The following is a 22366-nucleotide window of genomic DNA, read 5'->3' as shown; positions in this document are numbered from 1 at the left end:
ACTTTCGTTGTGGAATCTGCACTGTTTCGTGATCTTCCCGCGCACATTTGATCACATAGATGGGGTTATGGTGTACGGCTGGCCGGGCGATCAAACCGTCACGTGACTCGACCCGGCGGGCATCCTCAAAACCGCCGGGCCGTTCGCACTACTCGGGACGATCGAACTCACCGTCGTGCACGCCCGCGGTGAAGGCGGCCCACTCACCGGGCGTGAAGACCAGAATCGCCCCGTCGGGGTCCTTACCGTCGCGCAGTGCGACGTGACCGGCGTCTAGTAGTGCGACCTCCACACTGTCCTTGCCGGTCCCATCGCCGGCCTTGCGCCAGATCGCGCCGCTCAAATCCACTGCGGCACCCTCGTTGACACTCACGTCGCCACTCCTCTCAGAACTCGCCGCCCACCACACCAGCGGTGAACGCATCCCATGCGCCCGTGGTAAAGACCAGGGCGGGTCCACACGGATTTTTGCTGTCACGCACGCCGACCCGACCGCTGCCGAGGAAGGCGACCTCGACGCAGTCCTTACCCGCGCCACTACGGGCGCTCTTGAACCACTGCGCGCCAACCAAATCCATACTCATGCCACATACTCCTTCGCGATCTGCCGTAGCAGATGTCTACTGGGTTGAATATCCAGCGCGCTACGCTGGAGGCACTCGTGCGCACGATCGTACCGCCGTACATCTGCATGTCTTTCGAGGTAGAGATCCCCCGTGAAGCCCTCGGCATACACCACCGGCGGCTCGATCGGCTGGCCTTTGCCATCGATTCCGAACCGGAGAACTGTGAACGGTCCGGTGGAAACTCCGAGCGGAACACCGGCCGCGAACGGCAGAATACGCAGGGTGACGTTGGGTTGGGTACCGATATCGGCAAGATGACGTAGCTGCGCCGCCATCACTTTGGCGCCACCGACCACCCGGCGCAAGACCGATTCGTGCAGCACCACGTCCACCGTCGCCGGTGCGGCCTTCCTGGTGATCAAAGCCTGACGCTGTAGACGCAATTGCACGCGGCGCTCGATCTCAGCATCCGAATCGTCCGGATAGCCAAGGCGATTGAGGGCTCTGGCATAGTCGGCGGTCTGCAATAGGCCGAGGACCATTTCGGATTGGTAAGAGCTGAGTTGCTGGGCTGATGCCTCCAAACCGACATAGACGTCGAAGTTTTCGGGAATGAGATCGCCATAGGCGTGCCACCAACTCTTGACGGCGGCTTGCTGTGCGAGGCCCTTGAGGCCGTCGGAGAGTTCGTCCGGAATGCCGTAGATGCGGCAGAGCTCTTGGATATCGATGGTGCGGATGCGATCGGCCTGGCCTTTTTCCAAGCGCTGCAAGGTACTTGCACCCCACTCCATCAGTCTGGACGCTTCGGCGATGGTGAGGCCGGCCTGGGTGCGCCAATCCCGGAGGTACCTGCCGAGCTGGCGCCTGGGTAGAGTGGAGGCGGCGCTGTCGGGAGATAGTCGATCCGAGGCTTCGATCACCCTCGAGTAATTGCCGGAACTCTCTGACGCTCTTGCCGAACTCGCTGACACCGCACGCTCCGTTCTGCTCGGATGCACACCCAAAGGTTGCTCCGGGGCGTTCCCACAAGCTCGGTTCCCCGTCACTTCGCTTGGGCAGAGGGCTCTTTCGTCCACTATGGAGAATCCTCCCTTCCCGATTGGGTTTTGTGCTGGGAATTCGCGGTAAAACTTTGGATATCCACAACTACGTTGTTCTGGGCCTTCCGCGATGGTGTGCTGGAAGTGTGCCCGGAGCGGAACAGGCGCCGTACCCCTCCTCCTGCGAAACCTCCGGGCACACACCGGAATCGCGCACGTAGGAACGAGGAGTCATGGCTGTAAGTGTCATAGCGTCGTCCTTGATGACCAGCGATTTGACCCCGCACCGGGCCCGGGCCGTCGGACAGGAGGGCTGGGTGGTTTCCTATCTGCCGGGCCGCAAGCTGACATGTGCGCAGGCGGTGGCCGCGCTGCAGGTTGCCGAGGTGGTGCCGTCGCTGTTCGACGCTGTCGGCGAGCTCGCCGACTCGTTCGGCCTCACCCCACTCGAAGCGCTGGGCATGGCGGTTCGACAGGCCCCCTGGGACGAAGGCCCGATCTCCCGGTATTCCCGACATGTCCGATCCGTGCGCCGCCGGGCGGAGGTCGTCTGATGCAACTCACCAATCTGAATATGCACGTTGCCTCGCTCCTGGCCTGCGGTAACGACCCTGGTGTGCTGACAACTGAACAAGCCCATGCCGCAATGCAATTACATATCGACTGCACCGTCGACCGCTGTCGGGTGCGCCGCGCCGCGCGCAGCACGCTGGTCGAGGCGGGCAAATGCGTGCTGGACGAGCGCGCGCTGCAGTTATGAGTCCCGTCGAGGCTCATTCACCCGGTGTGCCGGAGGTACTGAAGGACTGCATCCGCGTCCTGCGTTGGGTAACGGCGGAGTCATTTGCGCATCGGCGTCACGTAGCCGCAGGAACCGAATTCACGCGGACGGACAGTGGTCTGCGCAAGCGAGTCGCCCGGCCGCGGTCAGTGCCAGGTGTGATCGGTGAGCGGGGTGCGCGGGCCGAACTTCGGCTTGTGCGCGTGGCCGCTGATCTCCAGCAGGCGAACGACCCGATATCGGTGTGGCCGTAGCGGTTCCAAGTATTCGACCATCGCGTCGTCGTCGATGGGCTCGCCGAGTAGGGTCCAGCCGACGATAGCCGCGAGGTGGTAGTCACCGACCGATAATGCGTCCGCGTCGCCGAAGGCGCGCTGGCCGATCTCAGCGGCGGTCCACACCCCGATACCCGGCAGCGTCCGCAGCCGACGCGCGGCCTCGGCGGGATCCTGGGCGGCCGCTCGCTCCAGCGCATCCGCCAGCCGGGCCGCGCGCACGATCGTCTGCGAACGCTGCGGTCCGACATTGGCGCGGTGCCAGGTCCAGGACGGGATCTGCCGCCAAGTATCGGCGTCGGGCGGCAGCAGCAGACCTGCCGGCGCCGGGCCCGGTGCGGGAGAACCGAACTGCCGCACCAGTTTTCGCCAGGAGGCGCGGGCGGATACGGTGTGCACCTTCTGTTCCAGCACAGCGGGCACCAGGGCCTCGAAGACGAGGCCGGTGCGCAGCATGCGCAGTCCGGGGAAGCGGCGGTGTGCGTCGATGACCTTCGGATGCTCGGGGGCGAAGTCGGAGAGGTCCTCGTCCAGGCACAGCATGTGGTCGAGACCGTCGAGGAATTCGGCGGCGCCGGGGCCCCAGGCGCGGGCGTCCACCGTGTCGCGGCCCGGCTGGGTCAGGCGGTAGGTGACCGGGCCGGTCGGCATTCGGGAGGCGTGCCAGTGTGCGCCGTCGCGGGTGACCTGGTGACACGGATCGCCGCGGCCGCGCGACAGTGGCGCGAGGGTAGGCGCGAGATCGATCGGCCGCTGGGTGGTGATCGAGCGCAGCGAGGGAACCATCAGCACAGCACCATCGGTCGCAGCGGAGCCGAGCGCCAGCGAGGCGCAGCTGTGATCGAGCGCAGCGAGAGAACCATCAGCACAGCACCATCGGTCGCGGCGGAGCCGAGCGCCAGCGAGGCGCAGCTGTGACCGTCCTGGTCAGACCGGACGGGCTCAGGCCCGGCTCGGCCGTCTGATTGCGCACCGCCTCATTGTGCGCGCTGGGTGCGCGGCGCGAGCACGGGCCTCCCCATCGAATGTCGTCGCGTGTCGAATGTTGCCTGGCTCACAAAGAGTTCGGCCTAATTGTCCGATTTCTTGATAGGGATTCGGCATAGTCGCAGATCTCCGCTATTTTGTAACGTGACGAATAAGTATGGCGATATTTGTGCGTTCGGCAAACAGCTGGCAGTCGCCATAACGGAGGTTTCGATGATCACCAATGCGCTCAACTGGTTACTCAATGCCTGGGGTGCGGTTTCCGCGGGCAGTTCGGGCTACCAGATTCCGCCGGGCACACTGCCGTTCGGCAGCTGAGCCTCATTCACCGAGCAGGAATTGCGCAAGGTGTAGCCCCCGATGGCCGCCCAACTGCGCGGCCTGCGTGCGGCATGAGAAGCCGTCGGCGAGCAGGATCGAATCCTCGTCGGCGTTGCGCAGTGCGGGTAGCAAGCCATTCTCGGCCACCGCGACCGAAATGTCGTAATGGCCGGATTGCATTCCGAAGTTACCCGCCAAGCCGCAGCATCCGGTGACCTCTGTCACATTTACATTCATGCTGGCTAATATTTGGCGATCTTGATTGAAGTCGAGTACGGCATGGTGATGGCAATGCGGTTGGACCACCACCGACCGTCCCGTGCGCAGTGGCGGTCGCCAGTTCGGCTGTTCGGCGAGAAACTCCGCGAGGGTACGCACGGCCGCGGCGGTAGCGGCCGCACGCGGGTCATCCGGGAGTAGTTCCGGCAGATCGGCGCGCAGCACGGCCGTGCACGACGGTTCGAGGCCGACGACGATACCGCCGCCGCGCACATGCTCATCCAATGCGGTCAATGTCGCGCGCAGTCGGGCTCGGGCGCCGTCGAGCTGACCGGTGCTGATCCAGGTGAGTCCGCAGCACACTCGCCGCTGCGGTATGCGCACGCGATAGCCGAGCGATTCGATCAATTCCACTGCGGCCAGGGCGATTTCGGGGTCGAACGCGTCGGTGAAGGTGTCGATCCACAGCATCACTTCCGCAGACCGATTCGAATCCGACGGCGCCGCACCGTCCGACCGCGCACCGGCCGTCGATTGCGCTGCGCCCGATAACCGCCGGTCCCGCCAGATCCGACGGAAGCTACGGTCCGCCAGCCGCGGAACCTCGCGACGTGGATCGACCCCACCGGCACGCAGGCCGATTCGGCGCAACCAGCCGATATCGGAGATCGCGTTGGCAATGCGCGGAACCCGACCCGCCGCACCGAGCCAACGCGGCAGCCAGCCCAGCGCATAGTGATCGATCGGGCGCGGTCGGTGTCGGTAGCGGCGGTAGAGCGCCTCGGACTTATAGGTCGCCACGTCGACCCCGGCCGGGCAGTCGGAGCGACACGCCTTGCAGGACAGGCACAGATCGAGCGATTCGGCGACGGCCTCGGACGACCAGGGCAGCGCGCCGCGCACCACCTCCTGGAGTACGCGCGCCCGACCGCGGGTGCTGTCCTTCTCGTCGGCGGTGGCCAGATACGACGGGCACATGAAACCGCCGGTCGCGCGGGTGTCGGCGCGGCATTTGCCGACACCGACGCAGCGGTGCACGGCCGTGGCGAGATCACCGTTGTCGTGCGGAAATGCGAAACCACCCGCAGCCTCGATCGGACGCACACCGACCAGCCGCAGATCGGTATCGATCGGGCGCGGGGCCACCAGCACGCCCGGGTTCAACCTATCGTTCGGATCGAAAAGTGCCTTGTACCCGGCGAATACGTCGAGTGCGTCCTGGGAGTACATGACCGACAACAACTCCGAGCGGGCCCGGCCGTCACCGTGCTCACCGGAGAGTGAGCCGCCGTAGCGGACCACCAGCTCGGCCGCGTCGTGCAGGAAGGCCCGGAAGCGTTGCGGCGCATCGGCGATCGGCAGATCGAGGCGGACGTGGATACAGCCGTCGCCGATATGGCCGTAGAGCAGACCGTCCACGCCGTGGTCCTTGGTCAGCGCCGCGAAATCGCGAAGATAGGCACCGAGATGTGCCGGCGGCACGGCCGCGTCCTCCCAGCCGGGCCAGGCCGGATGCCCCTGCGGCGTGCGCCCGGCCAGGCCCGCTCCCTCCGCTCGGATTCGCCACAGTGCCGCGGCGGCACCGGGATCGGTGACGATCCGGGAGTCCAGCGCACCCACCGTGCGACACAGCTTTTCGGCGACGGCGTATGCCTCGGCCGCGGTGTCACCGGCGGACTCGACGAACAACCAGCCACTGCCGCGCGGCAGTTCCGGCACCCCGCTGGTGGCGCCGCGGTGCACCCGGACGATGTCGACCAGTCGTGCGTCGATACCTTCCACCGCGATCGGATCGCACGCCATCACCGCCGCGATATCGTCGGCGGCCGTTGCCATATCGGGATAGCCGAGCACGGTGAGCACGGTGGCCGGTGGCAGCGCGACCAGATCCACCTCGGCCTCGAGTAGCAGTCCGCAGGTGCCCTCGGTGCCGACGAACGATTTCGCGATCGCCGAACCATGTTCCGGCAGTAGATGTTCGAGCCCGTAACCGGAGGCCTGCCGGTCGAATCGGCCGAGTTCGGTGCGGATCACCGCGAGACTCGCCCTGGTGAATTCGGGTAGTCCGGGCAGCACCGACGGATCCGCCGCGAGCGTCCGCTCGGTGCCGGTCCCGTCGAGAATGCGCAGTTCCCGCACGTTGTCCGAGGTGCGGCCGCACGCCACCGCATGCGGTCCGCAGGCATTGTTGCCGATCATCCCGCCGAGCGTGCACCGATTCTGCGTCGACGGATCGGGCCCGAACCGCAGCCCGTGCGCGCCGGCCCGGCGCTGCAGCTGCGACAACACGACACCGGGTTGGACTCGCGCTACCCGACGATCTGGGTCCAGCCCGCGGATGACGTTCATATATCGGCTGAAGTCCACCACGATTCCGGTTCCGATGGCATTGCCCGCCACCGAGGTTCCCGCACCGCGCGCCGTAACCGACAGCCCGTTCTCCCCGGCGAATTCGAGCGTGCGCGCCACATCCTCGTCACCGCTCGGAAAGACGACCGCGGCCGGGAGCACCCGATAGTTCGAAGCATCGGAGGAGTACTCCGCCCGCCTGCGCGGGGACGCGTCGACCGCACCCGCGATCCTGCGACGCAACGCATCGGACATTCGGTCCTCGCTCACCCCGCCAGCCTAGGCACGCACGCCCCCGGCCGCCCGCGCGACATCCGCACTCCTTGTCCGGATCCGAACTCTCGTCTAGATCCGTACCCTTGTCCGGATCCGGATGTCCTTACCGGATCCGCACCCTCTCTTCGGATCCGCACCCAGTGGCGTGTGCCCACGACTGGTACAGCGCCGACCATCGAGCCCTGGTGGCGCAGATCCGCCCGGACCGTGGAAAACAGGGCGCGCAGCGCTGTCCACCACCGAGGCGGCGCATCGAGAGATATGGCCGTGCACCCCGGCCGATCCTGCGACTGGGTGCGGCGGTTTCGCTGTGCGCGGAATTCGGGCGGAAACAGCTTGCACTCAACCTTTGTTGAGGTCTTAGTGTCGGTGGCCAGGAGTTCGATGGGTGGGGAGCGAGAGGAAGTCCCAAGGTGAGTATCGAATCGGTGGCCTGGAGCCAGATGTATCGGCGGGCGAACGCGCCGCAGGAACAGCGGCCGTTCCGGCTCGCGACGGCGCAGCGCATCCTGCGGTTCGCCGGGCCGCACCGCCGCCGGATCGGCGCGTTCTTGCTGTTCAGCGTGATATCCGCACTGTTGGCGGTAGCGACGCCGGTGCTGGCGGGACGGGTTGTCAACGATATCGTCGGCGGGGCCGCGCCCCGGGTCGTGGTGACTCTCGCGTTCGTGATCGGCGGGATCGCGGTGGTCGACGCCGCGCTCGGGGTGATCATTCGCTGGCTGTCCTCGCGGATCGGTGAGGGACTGATTCTGGATCTGCGCACCGCCGTCTTCGATCACGTGCAGAAGATGCCGGTCGCGTTCTTCACCCGGACCCGCACCGGTGCGCTGGTCAGCCGATTGAACAGCGATGTGATCGGTGCGCAGCGCGCGTTCAGCGACACGCTCTCCGGTGTGGTCACCAATCTGGTGACCCTCGCGCTCACCCTCGCCGTGATGGTCCGCATCTCCTGGCAGATCACCCTGCTCGCGCTGGTGCTGCTGCCGGTGTTCGTCCTTCCGGCGCGACGGATGGGCAATCGCCTCGCCGGGATGCAGCGCGAAGCGGCGGGACTCAACGCCGCCATGAGCACGCAGATGACCGAGCGGTTCTCCGCTCCCGGCGCGACGCTGGTGAAGCTGTTCGGGCGGCCACAGCAGGAGTCCGACGAGTTCGCGTTGCGGGCGCGGCGGGTGCGCGATATCGGAGTGCGCACCGCGATGCTGCAGACCGTCTTCGTCACCTCGCTGACTCTGGTTTCGGCGCTGGCGCTGGCGCTGGTCTACGGGCTCGGCGGCTGGTATGCGCTGCGCGGACAGCTGGATGCCGGTGCGGTGGTGTCCCTTTCGCTGCTGCTGACCAGGCTCTACACGCCGCTCACCGCGCTGGCCAGCGCCCGGATGGAGATCATGTCCGCGCTGGTGAGCTTCGAGCGGGTCTACGAGGTGCTCGATCTGCACCCGCTCATCGAGGATGCGCCCGATGCCGTCGCGGTGCCCGAGGGTCCGGTCGCGGTGGAGCTGGACGACGTCACGTTCGGCTACCCGTCGGCCGACAAGGTGTCGCTGGCCTCGCTCGAAGATGTCGCGACACTGGACACCCGCGGCGGAGTGGAGGTGCTGCACAATGTGTCGCTGCGGGCCGAACCCGGACAGCTCGTCGCGCTGGTCGGCTCCTCGGGTGCCGGTAAATCCACTGTCGCCCAACTCGTTTCCCGGCTCTACGATGTCGACGGCGGCGCGGTGCGGTTGAACGGAACCGATGTGCGCGAGCTGAGCACGACCTCGATCCGCGATACCGTCGGCCTGGTCACCCAGGACGGGCACCTGTTCCACGACACCATCCGCGCCAACCTGCTGCTGGCCCGGCCGGAGGCGACCGAGGCGCAGCTGTGGGATGCGTTGCAGCGAGCCCGGTTGGGCGATCTGGTGACCTCGCTGCAGGACGGTCTGGATACCGTCGTCGGCGAACGCGGCTACCGCCTCTCCGGCGGTGAACGCCAGCGGTTGACCATCGCCAGGCTGCTGCTGAAGCAACCCCGCGTGGTGATCCTCGACGAGGCGACCGCCTCGCTGGACTCGACCTCGGAAGCCGCTGTCCAAGAGGCGCTTTCGGAGGCATTGGACGGGCGTACCGCACTGGTGATCGCGCACCGCCTGTCCACCATTCGCGCCGCCGATCAGATCCTGGTGCTCGAGGACGGCCGAATCGTGGAGCGCGGCACGCACACTCAGCTGCTGGCCGCCGACGGACGCTACGCGGAGCTGTACCGCACGCAGTTCGCGGAGGAACCGGTGACCGTCGCGGCCTGACGTCAGTTGCGGCGCAGGTTCAGACCGTCCAGGACCCGATCGAGGCCGTAGGCGAATTTCCGGTCGCGCGCCTTGCTCGGGTCCTGGTCCCAGTTCTCCGTAGCGATATCGGATTTCAGATGCGGGAACTCCTGGGCGGCCTGTTCGGCGGCCGGGCGCAGGCCGTCCATCAGCTCCCGTTCGGTCTGGCCGGTGCGGGTCAGCATGGTCAACCAGGCCGCCTCGCTGATGCCGACGCCCACGACATAGCCGACCAGCACGCCGATGGCGTCCCCGGCCTCCTCCGCCGTGAATCCGCCGGTAATGAACAGGCCGACCATCCGATCGGTCATTCGCATGACATTGGGGCCCAGGTAGGACAGCCCGACCTGACCGAGCGTCGAGGCCATCCACGGGTGCCGCAGGATCATGGCGCGCAAGCCGGCGGCGCATTCCGCGGTGGCCGTACGCCATTGCGCCGCATCGGCGATCTCGGGCACCCGGATCTCGCCGTAGACCCTCGACGATCAGAATTCGCCCGCGACCCCGAAGACCGTCCGCCCCGAGTGGTTCCCATTGTGGATCGCGTGCAGCACCTTCTCGGCCTCGGTGATCGGGGCGTAGTTCTCGATGGTCGAGAGATGTTGCGGCCGCAATTCGTTGGCGAGGCGGCCCCACAGCGCGCGGCGCTTGGCGATGGGGAAGTAGGCGGAGTCGATGCCCAGCAGCGCCACGCCGCGCAGGATGAACGGCATCACGGTGGTGGGCAGGTCGGCGCCGCCGGTGAGGCCGCTGACCGCCACCGCGCCGCCGTATCCGATGGAACTGAGGATGTAGGCCAGCGACTTGCCGCCGACGCTGTCCACCGCACCCGCCCACTGGGCCTTCGACAATGCACGGATCTTGGCATCGGGATCTTCCGGAAGTCGCCCGATCACCTCGTTGGCGCCGAGTTCGGCGAGCAGATCGGCCGCGCCGGTCTTGCCGGTGGAAGCGATCACCTCGAAGCCGAGCCCGGACAGAATGTCGATGGCCACACTGCCGACGCCACCGGTCGCGCCGGTGACCAGCACCGCCCCGGTTTCGGGGGTCAGTTCGTGGTCGAGCAGGGCCTGCACGCTCATGGCCGCGGTGAAACCGGCGGTGCCGAGCGCGGCCGCATCGCGGGTGTCCAGGCCGTCGAGCTTGACCACCCAGTCGGCGGGCACCCTGGCGTATTCGGCGAAACCGCCGTGGTGCGAGACGCCGATGTCGTAGCCATGCGCCACCACCAGGTCGCCGGGGGTGAAGTCGTCGTCCTCGGACGAGACGACCTCACCGGTGAGGTCGATGCCCGGAATGATCGGGTACTTGCGGACGACGCCACCGCCCGCGGTGATCGCCAGCCCGTCCTTGAAATTCGCGCTCGAGTAGTGCACTTTGATCGTGACCTCGCCCGGCCCGAGGAAGTCCTCGCTGACCTGCTGCCGCGTGAGCACGATCCCGCTATCCGATTCGTGTGCCACCATCGCCCAGAACTCCATGCCGACGAGCATACGAGCGCGGGGCGATGCCGGGTGGATCTTCCGTGGCCGAATCGCGCCGCTACTCCGGCACGAGTTCGAGGCGGACGCCGAGCAAGCGAACGGGGCGATCGAGTTCGAAGCGGTCGATGATCCGGAGGGCGGTTTCGACGATCGCCGGGATGTCGGTGCTCGGCTCGGGCAGTTTCTCCTGCTTGCTGCGGGTGAAGAAGGTATTGCTGCGGACCGTCACCGAGACACGCAACGGGACGCGACCCGCTGCGACCATCTCCTCGGCGACCTCGGTGGCCAGCCGCGCCACCTGGGCACGGATCTCCGCGCGCTCGGTGAGGTCGTGCGGGAAGGTTTCGGATTTACTGCGGCCCACCGGAATTCGCGGCTCGGTGGTCACGTCGGTATCGCCCTTGCCGTGGCCGAGCACCCAGAGATACGGCCCGGTATTCGGACCGAATTCGGCGGCGAGGCGATGCCGGTCGGCGGCCATGAGGTCGGCGACGGTTTCGATGCCGAGTTCGGCCATCCGGGCCGCGATCCGATTTCCGATGCCCCACAACGCATTCGTCGGCCGGTGCGCCATCACTTCGACCCAGTTCGCGGCGGTCAGCCGGAACATGCCCGCGGCCGCGCCGTCGGTGTCTGCGGGTGCGGCCGAGGACTTGCCCGCGGACTTGGCGAAGCCGGTCGCCAGCTTGGCCGTGAGCTTGTTGTCGCCGATGCCGATGGCGCAGCTCAGATCCAATTCGGCGATGGCGCTGCGGATTTCGCGCGCCAACTGCTCCGGATCGTCGGTATCGGCGGCCAGGAACGCCTCATCCCAGCCCCACACCTCGACGCGGCCGGGGAAGGTGCGCAGCAATGCCATGACCTCCTCCGATGCCTCCTCATAGGAGGCCATATCCAGCGGCAGGAAGATGCCATCGGGACATTTGCGCTTGGCCGAGCGCAACGCCATTCCGGCGCGCACCCCGAACGCCCTGGCCGGATACGACGCGCAGGTCACCACCTTGCGCGGTTCATCGGGATCGCCATTGCCCCCGACGATGACCGGCAGGCCGCGCAGCTCCGGATGGCGGCGGAACTCCACCGCCGCCTGGAACTGGTCGAGATCGACGTGCAACAGCCACCTGGGCATGTATAGGTCTTACCGCACGCCTACGACAAGCAGCGGAAATTCGCTCCGACCATCAGTTGGCGGCGGGCAATGCGACGGCGGAGTCGTATCCGCGCCCGTCCAGGCGATCGTTCCTGGCCTGGCTGCTGCGCCGTCCCCGCCTGACCGCCCGACCGCCTGACCGCCGACCGTTCGGCGATGACCGGGACTTCGCGATCATGGGGGCACACCGTTCGGGGAGCTATCAGGCAGTGGCCGCGAACGCGGGAGCGTCCAGGGCCGGTTCGGCGACCGGCTCGATGGCGTAGGCCAAGATGTCGGCGACGTCGGCGACGGGACGAACATCCAGGGCGGCCAACACTTCCGCGGGGACGTCGTCCAGATCCGGCTCATTGCGGGCCGGGATGAAGATCGTCTTCAGGCCCGCACGCTGCGCGGCCATCAGCTTCTGCTTCACACCGCCGATCGGCAGCACCCGCCCGTTCAACGTGACCTCACCGGTCATGCCGACATCCGCGCGCACCTGCCGGTCCAGCGCCAGTGACACCAGGGCGGTGACCATGGTGACGCCCGCCGAAGGACCATCCTTCGGCACCGCGCCCGCCGGGAAGTGGATGTGGATATTGCGATCCAGCACCGACGGCTCGATACCGATCTCCGCCAGATGCGAGCGCACGTAGGTCAGCGCGATCTGCGCCGACTCCTTCATGACATCGCCCAACTGGCCGGTCAGCGTGAGCGCGCGCTCGCCCGCCGCGGAATTGGCCTCGATGTAGAGGACATCGCCGCCGAGTCCGGTGACCGCCAAACCTGTTGCCACACCGGGGACCGCGGTGCGCTCCACCGAATCCGGGGTGAAGCGTGGGCGGCCCAGGTAGTCCTTCAGATTGTCCAGATCGATGGTCAGCGTTTCACCAGTTATCACACCGTTCTCGGACTTCACCAGCGCGTCGTAGCCCAACTCCGTCTCGTAGCCGAGCGACACCACGGAATCGTCCGCCGCCGTGTCGTTTCCGTCCTCGGCCAGCCGCGTCGCGGCCTTGCGCAACGCCTTCGCGATAATTCGCTCCATTTGCCGCACACCGGCTTCCCGGGTGTAGTTGGCCGCGATCTCACGCAGCGCGTCGTCGGTGATCGAAACCTCCGCCGCGGTCAGCGCATTGCGTTCCTGCTGCCGCGGCACCAGGAAGTCACGCGCGATGGCGACCTTGTCGTCCTCGGTGTAGCCGTCGACAGTGATCAGCTCCATCCGGTCCAGCAGCGGGCCGGGGATGGTCTCCATGACATTCGCGGTCGCGATGAACAGCACGTCGGACAGGTCCAGATCCAGATCCAGGTAGTGGTCGCGGAATGTGTGGTTCTGCGCCGGATCCAGCACCTCGAGCAGGGCCGCCGCGGGATCGCCGCGGAAGTCCGAACCGACCTTGTCGATCTCGTCCAGCAGGACAACGGGATTCATCGAACCCGCCTCCTTGATGGCACGCACGATCCGACCGGGCAGTGCGCCGACGTAGGTGCGCCGGTGACCACGGATCTCGGCCTCGTCGCGCACGCCGCCGAGGGCGACGCGAACGAACTTGCGGCCGGTGGCGCGGGCCACGGATTCACCCAGCGAGGTCTTGCCGACACCGGGCGGACCGACCAGCGCCAGCACCGCGCCGGAGCCGCGTCCGCCGACGACCTCGAGCCCGCGCGCCGCACGCCGGGAGCGCACGGCCAGGTACTCGACCATTCGGTCCTTGACCTCGTCGAGGCCGTGGTGATCAGCGTCCAGCACCGCGCGAGCGGCCGAAACATCGGTGCTGTCGGTGGTTTTCACCGTCCACGGCAGTTCCAGCACGGTGTCCAGCCAGGTCCGGATCCAGCCGGATTCCGGGCTCTGATCGCTGGCCCGCTCCAGCCTGCCGACCTCGCGCAACGCTTCGGCGCGCACGGTATCGGGCAGATCGGCCTGCTCGACCCGGGTGCGGTAGTCGTCGGCGCCGTCGGGCTCGTCCTCGCCGAGCTCCTTGCGAATCGCGTTGAGCTGCTGGCGCAGCAGGAACTCGCGCTGACTCTTCTCCATGCCCTCGCGGACATCGGCGCTGATCTTCTCGGTGACCTCGGCCTCGGCGATATGCGCCTTGGTCCATTCGATCAGCTTGGTCAAACGCTCGGTGGTATCCGGGGTTTCGAGCAGGTCGCGCTTCTCGTCGGCGGTCAGGTACGGCGCGTAGCCCGCGGTATCGGCGATCGCCGACGGATCGGTCAGCTGGTTGACCGCGTCGATGATCTGCCAAGCCTCGCGGCGCTGCAGCACCGAGACGACCAGCTTCTTGTATTCGGCGGCAAGCTCTTTGGTGCGGCCGTCGACGGCGGGCGTCTCGACCGGTTCGGCCTCGACCCACAGCGCCGCACCCGGCCCGGTGACCCCGTGGCCGATCTTGGCGCGCCGTTCGGCCTTCAGCACGGCGGCCGGTGCGCCACCGCGCATCCGACCGACTTGTTCGATGGTTGCGACGACGCCGTAGGTGGCGTAGCCCTCGTCCAGCCGCGGTGCGAGCAGCACCGCGTCGGTGTTCGCGGCCCGCGCGGCGTCGATGGCGGCCTGCGCCGATTCGTCCAGTTCGATGGGCACGACCATGCCCGGCAGCACGATCGGATCGGTCAGGAACAGCACCGGCAGGTTCTGTGGTGTAGTCACGTGTTCGACCCTTCCAAAAGTTGAGCGATGCCCAGTCAACCCCGGAGTGATCGGGTTTGTTCCGCCCCGCCCCTACCGTTCGCTCACGGCGAAGAGCAGCCGAATTTTCCCAAGGTTGCGGCGACATCCGCCTGAACCTGCGGGACCGAACAATGGACCTCTGCGACAATCGCACGGAAATTCCGCGCGCGCGGACATCCTGCCGTCGGCAAGTCCGGCACCGGATATTTCCTGGTTCACCCAACGATCGACACTGCTCGACTTTCCACCGATACAGACGCGGTCGATTGCTCATCGGGTTGCGCGCGCGTCCGCTGTCCCATCCCGGCAGCATCACGGCCGGTCACCGGGCCGCCGCAACTGCCGCTGCTCGTGACTGCATCGCACGTCAGTCAAACCGTTCGACGTCGAAAGGACTTGTGAGCAAGTGAACTGCATGGATTCACGCTGGGCCGCTGCCGACACCGCATCAATGGCCGGTGACGCATGACGGCCGCGCCCGAGATTGTCGAGTTGACCGGCGACTTCTACCAGGACCCACATGCGATCTACCGGTCACTGCGCACGCGCGGGCCCATTCACCGAGTCCGCGTTGAGGGGGTGCTCTGCTGGTTGGTCGTCGATTACGAGGTCGCGAAGCAGGCCTTCGTCGAGCCGAATATCAGCAAGAAGGTCTCCTCACCCGAGGGCCAGGCCATCTTGGCGAAGAACGGCGCGGCCGACATGTTCAACAGCACCATCAGCGACAATATGCTGTTCGCCGATCCGCCACAGCACACCCGGCTGCGCAGCCTCGTCGCGAAGGCGTTCGCCAGCCGGGCCGTCCGGGATCTCGGGCCGCGGATCACCACGATCGCCGACACGCTGCTCGACGAGATGACCATCCGGGAAAGGGTCGACCTGCTGGACAGCTACGCGTTCCCCTTGCCGATCGCCGTGATCTGCGAACTGCTCGGGGTACCGGACGACGAGAAGGACGCCTTTCGTTCCTGGACCGCCGTCGTTGTCAACGACTCGGCCACCATCGAGGCGCGCACCAGTGCCGGAGTCAGCTTCTTTACCTACCTGACGGAATTGATCGCCAAGCGCACCGACGATCCCCGCGACGACCTCCTCTCCGAGCTCATCATCGCGAAGGACGACGATGATCGGCTCGACCAGCAAGAACTCATTTCCATGCTCTTCCTCTTGCTGGCCGCCGGACACGAGACCACCGTCAACCTGATCGGCAACGCCGTGCTCGAGCTGCTGCGCGACCCGCAAAGGGCCGGACGACTGCGCGCGGACCCGACGGGAATTCCGGCCTACATCGACGAGATCCTGCGCTGCCAGGGTCCGGTGCACCTGGCCACCGCCCGCTACACCACCGCGCCGATTACCTTGGGCAACCAGGACATCGACGCCGGCGAATTCATCATGATCTCCCTCGCGGCCGCCAACCGCGACCCGGAGCGGTTCGCCGAACCGGACCGGATCGATGCCGATCGCGACGACAACAGGCATATCGCCTTCGGCCATGGCATCCACTACTGCATCGGCGCGGCCCTTGCCCGGACGGAGGCCACCATCGCGCTCACTCGGCTCTTGGCCAAGGTCCCGGTAATGTCGCTGGACACAGCGGCCGGCGAACCGACATGGCGGAAGAGCCTGCTGATCCGCGGCCTCGCCGCGCTCCCGGTCCGCCTCGCGCCACCTGTCGATTTCACGGCGCTAACCATCGGCTACGAGGGGCGGCAACCTTCGATGGCCTGACCGGCGACCCAGGGCCCAAATACTCTGCCTCTCTTACGGGTAGGGGCCGTCTTCGGCGCGGTCGTCACGATTTGTTCGAGTTCGCGAACTGCGATGTCGGGGTCGTCGGCGGCGAGTTGCCCGGCCTCGACTCGCAGGCTCGAGTCGTCTGGTCGATCACAGCGCCCTAGCGCATGTGCATTGACACCCCGTCGGAGCCAATGACAATGTTGGCACCCAGACACCACTGATCTTGTCGAGCGACCTGCGAGCAGTCGCTACGGCTGGGCGGCCATAGGGGGATCCCACGATGACGACACTCGCGGCCGGAGTGTTCATCGATTGGGAAAAGCTCACCGGCCTGTCCAAGTTCGCCGTCGATCTGATCACCTTTCCGGTCTTCAGCGCGCTCGCGGGCTGGCTCACCAACTGGACCGGCGTGCTGATGTTGTTCTGGCCCGTCATATTTCGCGGCATCCGAATTCCGGGCCTGCAGGTGCTGTATCCGTATTTTCCGCGGCGGGTTCAGGTGCTGCCGACCTTCTCCGGTGACGGCCGCCGATTCGGCTTCCAGGGCTTCATTCCGGCGCGCGCGGAGAAGATGGCGAGCATATGTGTCGACAAGGCGCTCATGCGCATCGGCAGTCCGCGCGATTTCATCCACGAACTGGATCTGGAGAGTATCGCCGACTACATCGCGATACTCGCGAGCAAGCAGGTGCAGCCGCTGGTCGACGAGGTGATGTACCGGGAGAATCCGGATCTGTGGCGGGGCGTGCCCAAGACCATGAAACAGATGGTCTATCAGCGCGTGGATCGGGAATTGCCGACATTGACCAGGCGGGCCTTCAAATCCCTCGGCGACAATGTCGACCAGCTCATCGATATCAAATCCTTCGTTATCCGCTATTTGCGGGAAAACCCGTACATCCTGAAGGATCTGACGACTACCATCGCCGCGCCGGAATTGCGATTCATGGTGCGGATCGGTCTGCTCGGCGGGCCGTTCGGTCTGCTGCTCGCGCTGTATATGCATGTGCACCACACCATTCCGGTGCTCGGCTGGGTGCCGGGGTGGGTGATCGTGCTGTTGGCCGCCGCGGCGATCGGCGTGATCGTCAACGTGATCGCCGTCAAGATGGTCTTCGAACCGGGTGATCCGCAGCCACGCTACAAATACCTGTGGAAGCAGGCACTGCTGGCCAAGCGGCAGCCGCAGGCAGCGACCGACCTCGCGCACATCCTCGCCTACCAGGTGCTGACACTGCCGAACCTGTCCAACGAACTGCTCGACGGCCCCAACGGCGATAAGACCAGGCAGCTGATCGAGCGGCTGGTTTCCGACGAGATCCATCGCCAACTCGGCCCGACCACCTCGATCGTGCGCGTCGCATTCGGTCGCCGCCAGTTCGACAACCTCAAGGTCGGCGCGGCGGGTGCGGCGGTCGGCCTGGCCCCGAGCCTGGTGGAGGACGAGGAGTTCACCCTCGAACAGGCCAAGAAGATCGACGAGTTCGCGGCGCGCAAGCTCCAGGACCTCACGCCGGGGGAGTTCATGGAGATGTTCTACGCGTCGGTCGAACAGGATGCCTGGCTGTTGTATCTGCACGGCGCGCTGCTCGGCCTGCTGGTCGGCGCCGCCCACCTCACGATCTTCGGCTGGTAACCGACGTAATTCCGATCCGCGAAGCGGCTTGTGCCAAATAAAAGCACGCATGCTTGCATTTTTTTGATGCCGCTGCGATGCTGAACCGCGACGGCGTACGGAGCAGTACGACTGGATGGACACGCGGTGTGAGCGACGGGGCCCGGAGGAGGCAGCTTGCGTAACCACGTAGGGGCCCCGCGAGCGCCGCAAATTAGACAGGAAACTGATGGCTGACCTCGACGCGCTCCTGCGCGATTTCACCGACGAATGCGCCGACCTGGAACGAATCGTCGCCGAGACGGCACCGGCGGACTTGTCCACGCCGACGCCCGCGCCCGGCTGGACCATCGCCCATCAGATCGGCCATCTGGCCTGGACCGATGAGGTGGCCACGCTGGCCGCCACCGATCCGGACGGGTTCGCGAAACTGCTCGAAGATGCCGCACCGAAGGCGTTCACCTTCGTCGACGAGGCCGCCGCGGCGGCGGTCACGGCATCGGCCGCCGAACTGCTCGATCGGTGGCGCCGGGGCCGCGCGGATCTCATCGAAGCCCTGCGTGCGGTCCCGCCGGGCACCAAACTGCCGTGGTTCGGACCGCCGATGAGTGCGGCATCCATGGTCAGCGCCCGCATCATGGAGAGTTTCGCGCACGGCCAGGACATCGCAGACACGCTCGGTGTGACCAGGACACCGACCGCCCGGTTGCGCACGGTCGCGCATATCGGCGTGCGGACCAGGAACTTCGCCTACACCGTGCGCGGCAAGACCGAACCGGTCGAGGAATTCCGGGTCGAACTCACCGCACCGGACGGCGGCGTCTGGTCGTGGGGACCCGAGGACGCCGCCCAACGCGTGCGCGGCCCGGCCCTCGACTTCTGCCTGCTCGTGACGCAGCGACGCCACCGCGACGACCTCGCGCTCGAAACCGTGGGTGCGGACGCCGCCGAATGGCTCACCATCGCACAGGCTTTCGCGGGGCCGACGGGCCCCGGGCGGACAGCGGGCCAGTTCGCCTGACCCGCCGAACCCCGACCACCCGGTCCGACCGGAAGTTCGAAGCGGGCGAGCGTCACCTTGGGTGCGCCGTTCGTGTCGGCCGGACGCCGTTGGCCGGGTGTCTCGATGTGGCAGTCGAGAATGACGCTCGCCAGCTATGTGTGTTTACCCCTTTGTCAGCTCGTAGAAACATGTGCGACGCCATTCGGCTCGAGTTCGCGCTGGCGAGCGCTGCCTGGGGCTTTGTGATGCTGATCTCCCCCATGGGTGCCGCTCGCGGCCGCCCCGGTAACCTGAACAAGCGTACGGCTTTCGACGATGCGGGCCGTACCCGTCAGGGGACCAGGGGCGGAGGGAAAGGAACGCATCGTGACAGCACACAAACCTGCCCAGATCGCGCGGCACGCCGCCATCGTGCTCGCCGGCGCCGCCAGCCTCAGTCTCACCGTCGTCTCCGGGGCCTACATCGTGCATCAGATGGCCGATACGCACCGCGCCGCCGGCGAAATGGCCGCGCCGCCGTCGGCGACTATCCCGGATATCGTCATCGACTCCAGTCCCGAACTCTCCGATGCCGTACTGACCGGTGAAAGTCGCGATCTGCCCGCACTATTCGCCCGTTTCCCGGCCGAGACCACCGACACCACCGGGAAAATCCCGGAATCCCATGCCGATTCGCCGACCACCTCGCCCGCCGAGATCAGCGGCAAGCTGCGCCTCGGCAGCACCTATGTCGGCGCGCAGGTCGCTTCAGGCCGTCCGAATTCGGTCGCCTTCACCGTGGATACCAACGCATTGACGGTGCTGTCGGATTTCCTGCTCGCCGAACCGGTTCGGGAACGGCTCGGCATGCACGGCCACCCGGACGGCGTCACCCAGCTGCGCACCGAGGTCGACACCCACAACGGCGAAGTGACGCTCACCTTCTCCGATCCCACCCTCGGTGAACACGGACTGCGGGTGGCGCGCTACCCCGCGCCCACCACGAAACACCCACCGAGCGTGGACGACTCGACGGCGGATCGCACCATCGTCGTGTAGTCCGCCTACGCTGCGTCCCATGGACGACTTCTGTGTCATCGGGGGCGGGATCGTCGGAGTCGCGACGGCGCATCGGATTCTGGATCGGCATCCCGGCGCGAGTCTGGTGCTCCTCGACAAGGCGAATGCGCTGGCCACGCACCAGACCGGACACAATAGCGGCGTCATCCATTCCGGCATCTATTACCCGCCGGACAGTCTCAAGGCCCGGCTGTGCCGCCAGGGCGCCGCATGGACGAAGGAATTCGCCGCCACGCACGGCATTCCGTTCGAGGTCTGCGGAAAGCTGTTGGTAGCCACCGACGCCGCCGAACACCGGCGGATGCTCGCGCTGCACGAACGATCGGTCACCAACGGGGTCGATGTCGAACTGATCGACGCCACCGAACTCACCCGCCGGGAACCGCACGTGACCGGCGTCGGCGCACTGTTCGTGCCCGCCACCGGCATCATCGATTACACCCGCGTCACGGCGGCACTGGCCGAGGAAGTCCGGGCCGCGGGCGGCCGGATCGTGCTGGGCGCGGAGATCACGGCGATCACCGAGACCGCGGACGCGGTCACCGTGGCCGGGCCCGCCGGCTCCTGGACGGCGCGCACGCTGGTGGTCTGCGCGGGTCTGCAGGCCGACCGGATGGCCGCGCTGGCCGGTCTGCCAACCGATTTCCGCATCGTGCCGTTCCGCGGCGAGTACTACCAGCTACCGCCCAGCCGCGCCGGATTGGTGGGCACGCTCATCTATCCGATTCCCGATCCGAACCTGCCGTTCCTGGGCGTGCACTTGAGCCCGATGATCGACGGCGCCCTGACCGTCGGCCCGAACGCGGTACTCGGCCTGGCCAGGGAGGGCTACCGCAAGGGCAGTTTCGACGCGCGCGACGCCCGTGCCGTGCTCGGCTTCCCCGGCTTCCACCGGGTGGCCCGCGCACATGCGCGCACCGGGTTACGCGAATTGCGCAACTCCCTGTTCAAGCGGGGCTACCTGGCCGAATGCCGACGCTACTGTCCGGAGCTGACGGTCGCGGACCTCCAACCGCGCGAAGCGGGCATCCGGGCGCAGGCAGTGCTGCGCGACGGCACCATGGTGCACGACTTCATGATCGAACGCACGGCGCGCTCGATCCATGTGCTCAACGCGCCGTCCCCGGCGGCCACCTCGGCCATGCCGATCGCCGAATACCTCGTCGACCAGCTCTGAACCGATGCGATAGCTGGACCACCGATCCCAGCAAACACCGCTGGCGACTGCTTGCCACATCGGCGACCGGGCGGTCGCCGATGTGGCAAGCCGACAAACCGAGTTCCGGGCAACCGCTGCAATAAAGAGGAGATCTGTAGTACTTTTATCGGCAGCCGACAGGGAGGGCCTATGGGCCACATCAAGTACGCGAGTGACGTGGGGGCACCGGTCGAGGTGGCCTTCACCTACACGGACAACCATCAGTTCGTGCCGGACTGGATGTTCGGCGTTACCGCGTTCGAGCCGCAGGGCGAGCTCGACCAGGGCCTGGGCGCGGTCTTCAGCACGCACGCCGGGGTCGGACCGTGGCGGCCGAAGCTGGCGTGCGAGATCACCGAATACCGGCGCAATGTGGTGATCGGCTACACGCTGAGCGGTCGATTGTCGGGCACCTTGACGCTGCGCTTCGACCCGCTCGGCTATGGACGCTCGGTGCTGACCTCGGAAGCAGAGTACGCTCCACCGGGTGGGCTCTTCGGTCGCCTGTGCCTGCGCGTGGTGGATGCCGCCGTGCGATCGGCGCTACGCCGCACCGAGTCCCAGTTGCGAAGGGAGATAGAGGAATTCCACGGTACCGATCTTGTCGGTCGGATTGCGTAGGGTGCCACCCATGATCATCGTGAGCACCGACGGATCCTGCCTCCGCAATCCCGGCGGCGCCATCGGCTGGGCTTGGGTCAATCATCAGGGCGGTTCGCGCAGCGGGGGAGCCGCCACCGGAACCAATCAGGTAGCGGAATTGCGCGCGCTGCTGGAAGCGGTGCTCGCCCATCCCAGCGAAGAGCCGTTGCTCATCGAGAGCGATTCGCTATACGCGATCAAATGCGCCTCGGAATGGATCGGTAGCTGGCGCACCAACGGTTGGCGCACCTCTACCGGCGGTGCGGTGAAGAACGTCGAGCTCATCAAGCAGATCGATCGGGCCATCGCCTCCCGACCGGGACCGGTCCGGTTCCGCTGGGTGCGTGGACATGTCGGCAACTACTTCAACGAGATGGCCGATACCCTCGCCGGCGAGGCGGCCAGGCAGGCCGCGGCCTCCGCGGCCGCGGGTGAAGTTCCGACCGCGGAACTGCCCGAACTACCGCCGGTACTCGAGGACAAGATCGAAAAGACCACCGCCACGGGGAATTCCCTCAGGGGGATGGCAGCCGGTGAAGCCGGCGGGGTGGGTAAACACGGCGCAAGTAAAGCCCCCCGGCCGCGGTCAGCGGGGAAGCCGGTCGCCCCAGCGCCTCAGGCATTGACCTTGTTCTGAGTTCGCCTGGTGCGACCGGGCGCAAGACCGCCGGAAAGACCTCC

General features: G+C 66.5%; 20 protein-coding genes. 11 read left to right on the top strand and 9 right to left on the bottom strand.

Annotated elements, in window-relative coordinates:
• Positions 1 to 148: 148 nt before the first annotated feature.
• From OG874_RS36345 to OG874_RS36335, 3 genes are read right to left on the bottom strand one after another with little or no spacing between them, the layout of a single operon-like run.
• Positions 149 to 373 carry a DUF397 domain-containing protein gene (locus tag OG874_RS36345; protein ID WP_330251565.1) on the bottom strand — a complete coding sequence of 75 codons (225 nt, stop codon included), beginning with the start codon at positions 371 to 373 and terminating at the stop codon, positions 149 to 151.
• Between the two features lie 13 nt (positions 374 to 386).
• Positions 387 to 584 carry a DUF397 domain-containing protein gene (locus tag OG874_RS36340; RefSeq protein WP_330251564.1) on the bottom strand — a complete coding sequence of 66 codons (198 nt, stop codon included), beginning with the start codon at positions 582 to 584 and terminating at the stop codon, positions 387 to 389.
• Complete coding sequence (locus OG874_RS36335; RefSeq protein ID WP_442943183.1) at positions 581 to 1645, bottom strand: helix-turn-helix domain-containing protein; 1065 nt, start codon at positions 1643 to 1645, stop codon at positions 581 to 583. The genes OG874_RS36340 and OG874_RS36335 overlap by 4 nt, the downstream gene beginning before the upstream one ends.
• Before the next feature lie 227 nt (positions 1646 to 1872).
• Between OG874_RS36335 and OG874_RS36330 the strand changes: the two genes are divergently transcribed.
• Both OG874_RS36330 and OG874_RS36325 read left to right on the top strand, forming a co-directional pair.
• A complete protein-coding gene (locus tag OG874_RS36330; protein ID WP_330251563.1) occupies positions 1873 to 2163 on the top strand; it encodes a hypothetical protein in 291 nt (96 codons plus the stop codon).
• Positions 2163 to 2369 (top strand): hypothetical protein, encoded by a 207-nt coding sequence (locus OG874_RS36325; RefSeq protein ID WP_330251562.1) that lies wholly within the window; start codon positions 2163 to 2165, stop codon positions 2367 to 2369. The genes OG874_RS36330 and OG874_RS36325 overlap by 1 nt, the downstream gene beginning before the upstream one ends.
• Before the next feature lie 167 nt (positions 2370 to 2536).
• Here OG874_RS36325 and OG874_RS36320 read toward each other — a convergent pair whose 3' ends face one another.
• Positions 2537 to 3451: a DNA-3-methyladenine glycosylase family protein gene (locus OG874_RS36320; RefSeq protein WP_330251561.1), complete on the bottom strand. Its 915-nt coding sequence runs from the start codon at positions 3449 to 3451 to the stop codon at positions 2537 to 2539.
• Positions 3452 to 3796: 345 nt separating this feature from the next.
• On the opposite strand from OG874_RS36320, the gene OG874_RS36315 reads away from it, so the two are divergent.
• Positions 3797 to 3970: a hypothetical protein gene (locus tag OG874_RS36315; protein ID WP_330257706.1), complete on the top strand. Its 174-nt coding sequence runs from the start codon at positions 3797 to 3799 to the stop codon at positions 3968 to 3970.
• Positions 3971 to 3973: 3 nt separating this feature from the next.
• On the opposite strand, the gene OG874_RS36310 is transcribed toward OG874_RS36315, so the two are convergent.
• Complete coding sequence (locus OG874_RS36310; RefSeq protein ID WP_442943465.1) at positions 3974 to 6796, bottom strand: FAD-binding and (Fe-S)-binding domain-containing protein; 2823 nt, start codon at positions 6794 to 6796, stop codon at positions 3974 to 3976.
• Between the two features lie 434 nt (positions 6797 to 7230).
• On the opposite strand from OG874_RS36310, the gene OG874_RS36305 reads away from it, so the two are divergent.
• Positions 7231 to 9111, top strand: a complete 1881-nt coding sequence (locus OG874_RS36305) for an ABC transporter ATP-binding protein (RefSeq protein WP_330251559.1) — start codon at positions 7231 to 7233, stop codon at positions 9109 to 9111.
• A gap of 2 nt (positions 9112 to 9113) precedes the next feature.
• On the opposite strand, the gene OG874_RS36300 is transcribed toward OG874_RS36305, so the two are convergent.
• The 4 genes from OG874_RS36300 to lon all read right to left on the bottom strand — a co-directional run bounded on the left by OG874_RS36300 (position 9114) and on the right by lon (position 14347).
• Positions 9114 to 9590 (bottom strand): TetR/AcrR family transcriptional regulator C-terminal domain-containing protein, encoded by a 477-nt coding sequence (locus OG874_RS36300; RefSeq protein ID WP_330251558.1) that lies wholly within the window; start codon positions 9588 to 9590, stop codon positions 9114 to 9116.
• A 27-nt stretch (positions 9591 to 9617) separates the two neighbouring features.
• The gene (locus tag OG874_RS36295) at positions 9618 to 10613 is read right to left on the bottom strand and encodes an oxidoreductase (protein WP_330251557.1); all 996 of its coding nucleotides are present in this window, start codon (positions 10611 to 10613) and stop codon (positions 9618 to 9620) included.
• Between the two features lie 61 nt (positions 10614 to 10674).
• Positions 10675 to 11745: a DNA polymerase IV gene (locus OG874_RS36290; RefSeq protein ID WP_330251556.1), complete on the bottom strand. Its 1071-nt coding sequence runs from the start codon at positions 11743 to 11745 to the stop codon at positions 10675 to 10677.
• 223 nt (positions 11746 to 11968) lie between these two features.
• Positions 11969 to 14347: an endopeptidase La gene (gene lon, locus OG874_RS36285; RefSeq protein WP_442943464.1), complete on the bottom strand. Its 2379-nt coding sequence runs from the start codon at positions 14345 to 14347 to the stop codon at positions 11969 to 11971.
• 546 nt (positions 14348 to 14893) lie between these two features.
• Between lon and OG874_RS36280 the strand changes: the two genes are divergently transcribed.
• From OG874_RS36280 to OG874_RS36250, 7 genes are all read left to right on the top strand, one after another.
• Positions 14894 to 16159 (top strand): cytochrome P450 family protein, encoded by a 1266-nt coding sequence (locus OG874_RS36280; protein ID WP_330251554.1) that lies wholly within the window; start codon positions 14894 to 14896, stop codon positions 16157 to 16159.
• A gap of 289 nt (positions 16160 to 16448) precedes the next feature.
• Entirely contained in the window at positions 16449 to 17804 is a 1356-nt protein-coding gene (locus tag OG874_RS36275) for a hypothetical protein (protein WP_330251553.1), read from the top strand.
• 208 nt (positions 17805 to 18012) lie between these two features.
• Positions 18013 to 18804, top strand: a complete 792-nt coding sequence (locus OG874_RS36270; protein ID WP_330251552.1) for a TIGR03084 family metal-binding protein — start codon at positions 18013 to 18015, stop codon at positions 18802 to 18804.
• 348 nt (positions 18805 to 19152) lie between these two features.
• Positions 19153 to 19824 carry a hypothetical protein gene (locus OG874_RS36265; RefSeq protein ID WP_330251551.1) on the top strand — a complete coding sequence of 224 codons (672 nt, stop codon included), beginning with the start codon at positions 19153 to 19155 and terminating at the stop codon, positions 19822 to 19824.
• A gap of 19 nt (positions 19825 to 19843) precedes the next feature.
• A complete protein-coding gene (gene lhgO, locus OG874_RS36260; RefSeq protein WP_330251550.1) occupies positions 19844 to 21022 on the top strand; it encodes an L-2-hydroxyglutarate oxidase in 1179 nt (392 codons plus the stop codon).
• A gap of 171 nt (positions 21023 to 21193) precedes the next feature.
• A complete protein-coding gene (locus tag OG874_RS36255) occupies positions 21194 to 21664 on the top strand; it encodes an SRPBCC family protein (RefSeq protein ID WP_330251549.1) in 471 nt (156 codons plus the stop codon).
• A gap of 10 nt (positions 21665 to 21674) precedes the next feature.
• Positions 21675 to 22322: a ribonuclease H family protein gene (locus OG874_RS36250; protein WP_330251548.1), complete on the top strand. Its 648-nt coding sequence runs from the start codon at positions 21675 to 21677 to the stop codon at positions 22320 to 22322.
• Positions 22323 to 22366 lie beyond the last annotated feature (44 nt).

This window comes from Nocardia sp. NBC_00565, assembly GCF_036345915.1.
Taxonomy (GTDB): Bacteria; Actinomycetota; Actinomycetes; order Mycobacteriales; family Mycobacteriaceae; genus Nocardia.
The sequence above is the reverse complement of the archived record's forward strand: the minus strand, read 5'-3'. Positions and strand labels throughout refer to the sequence as shown.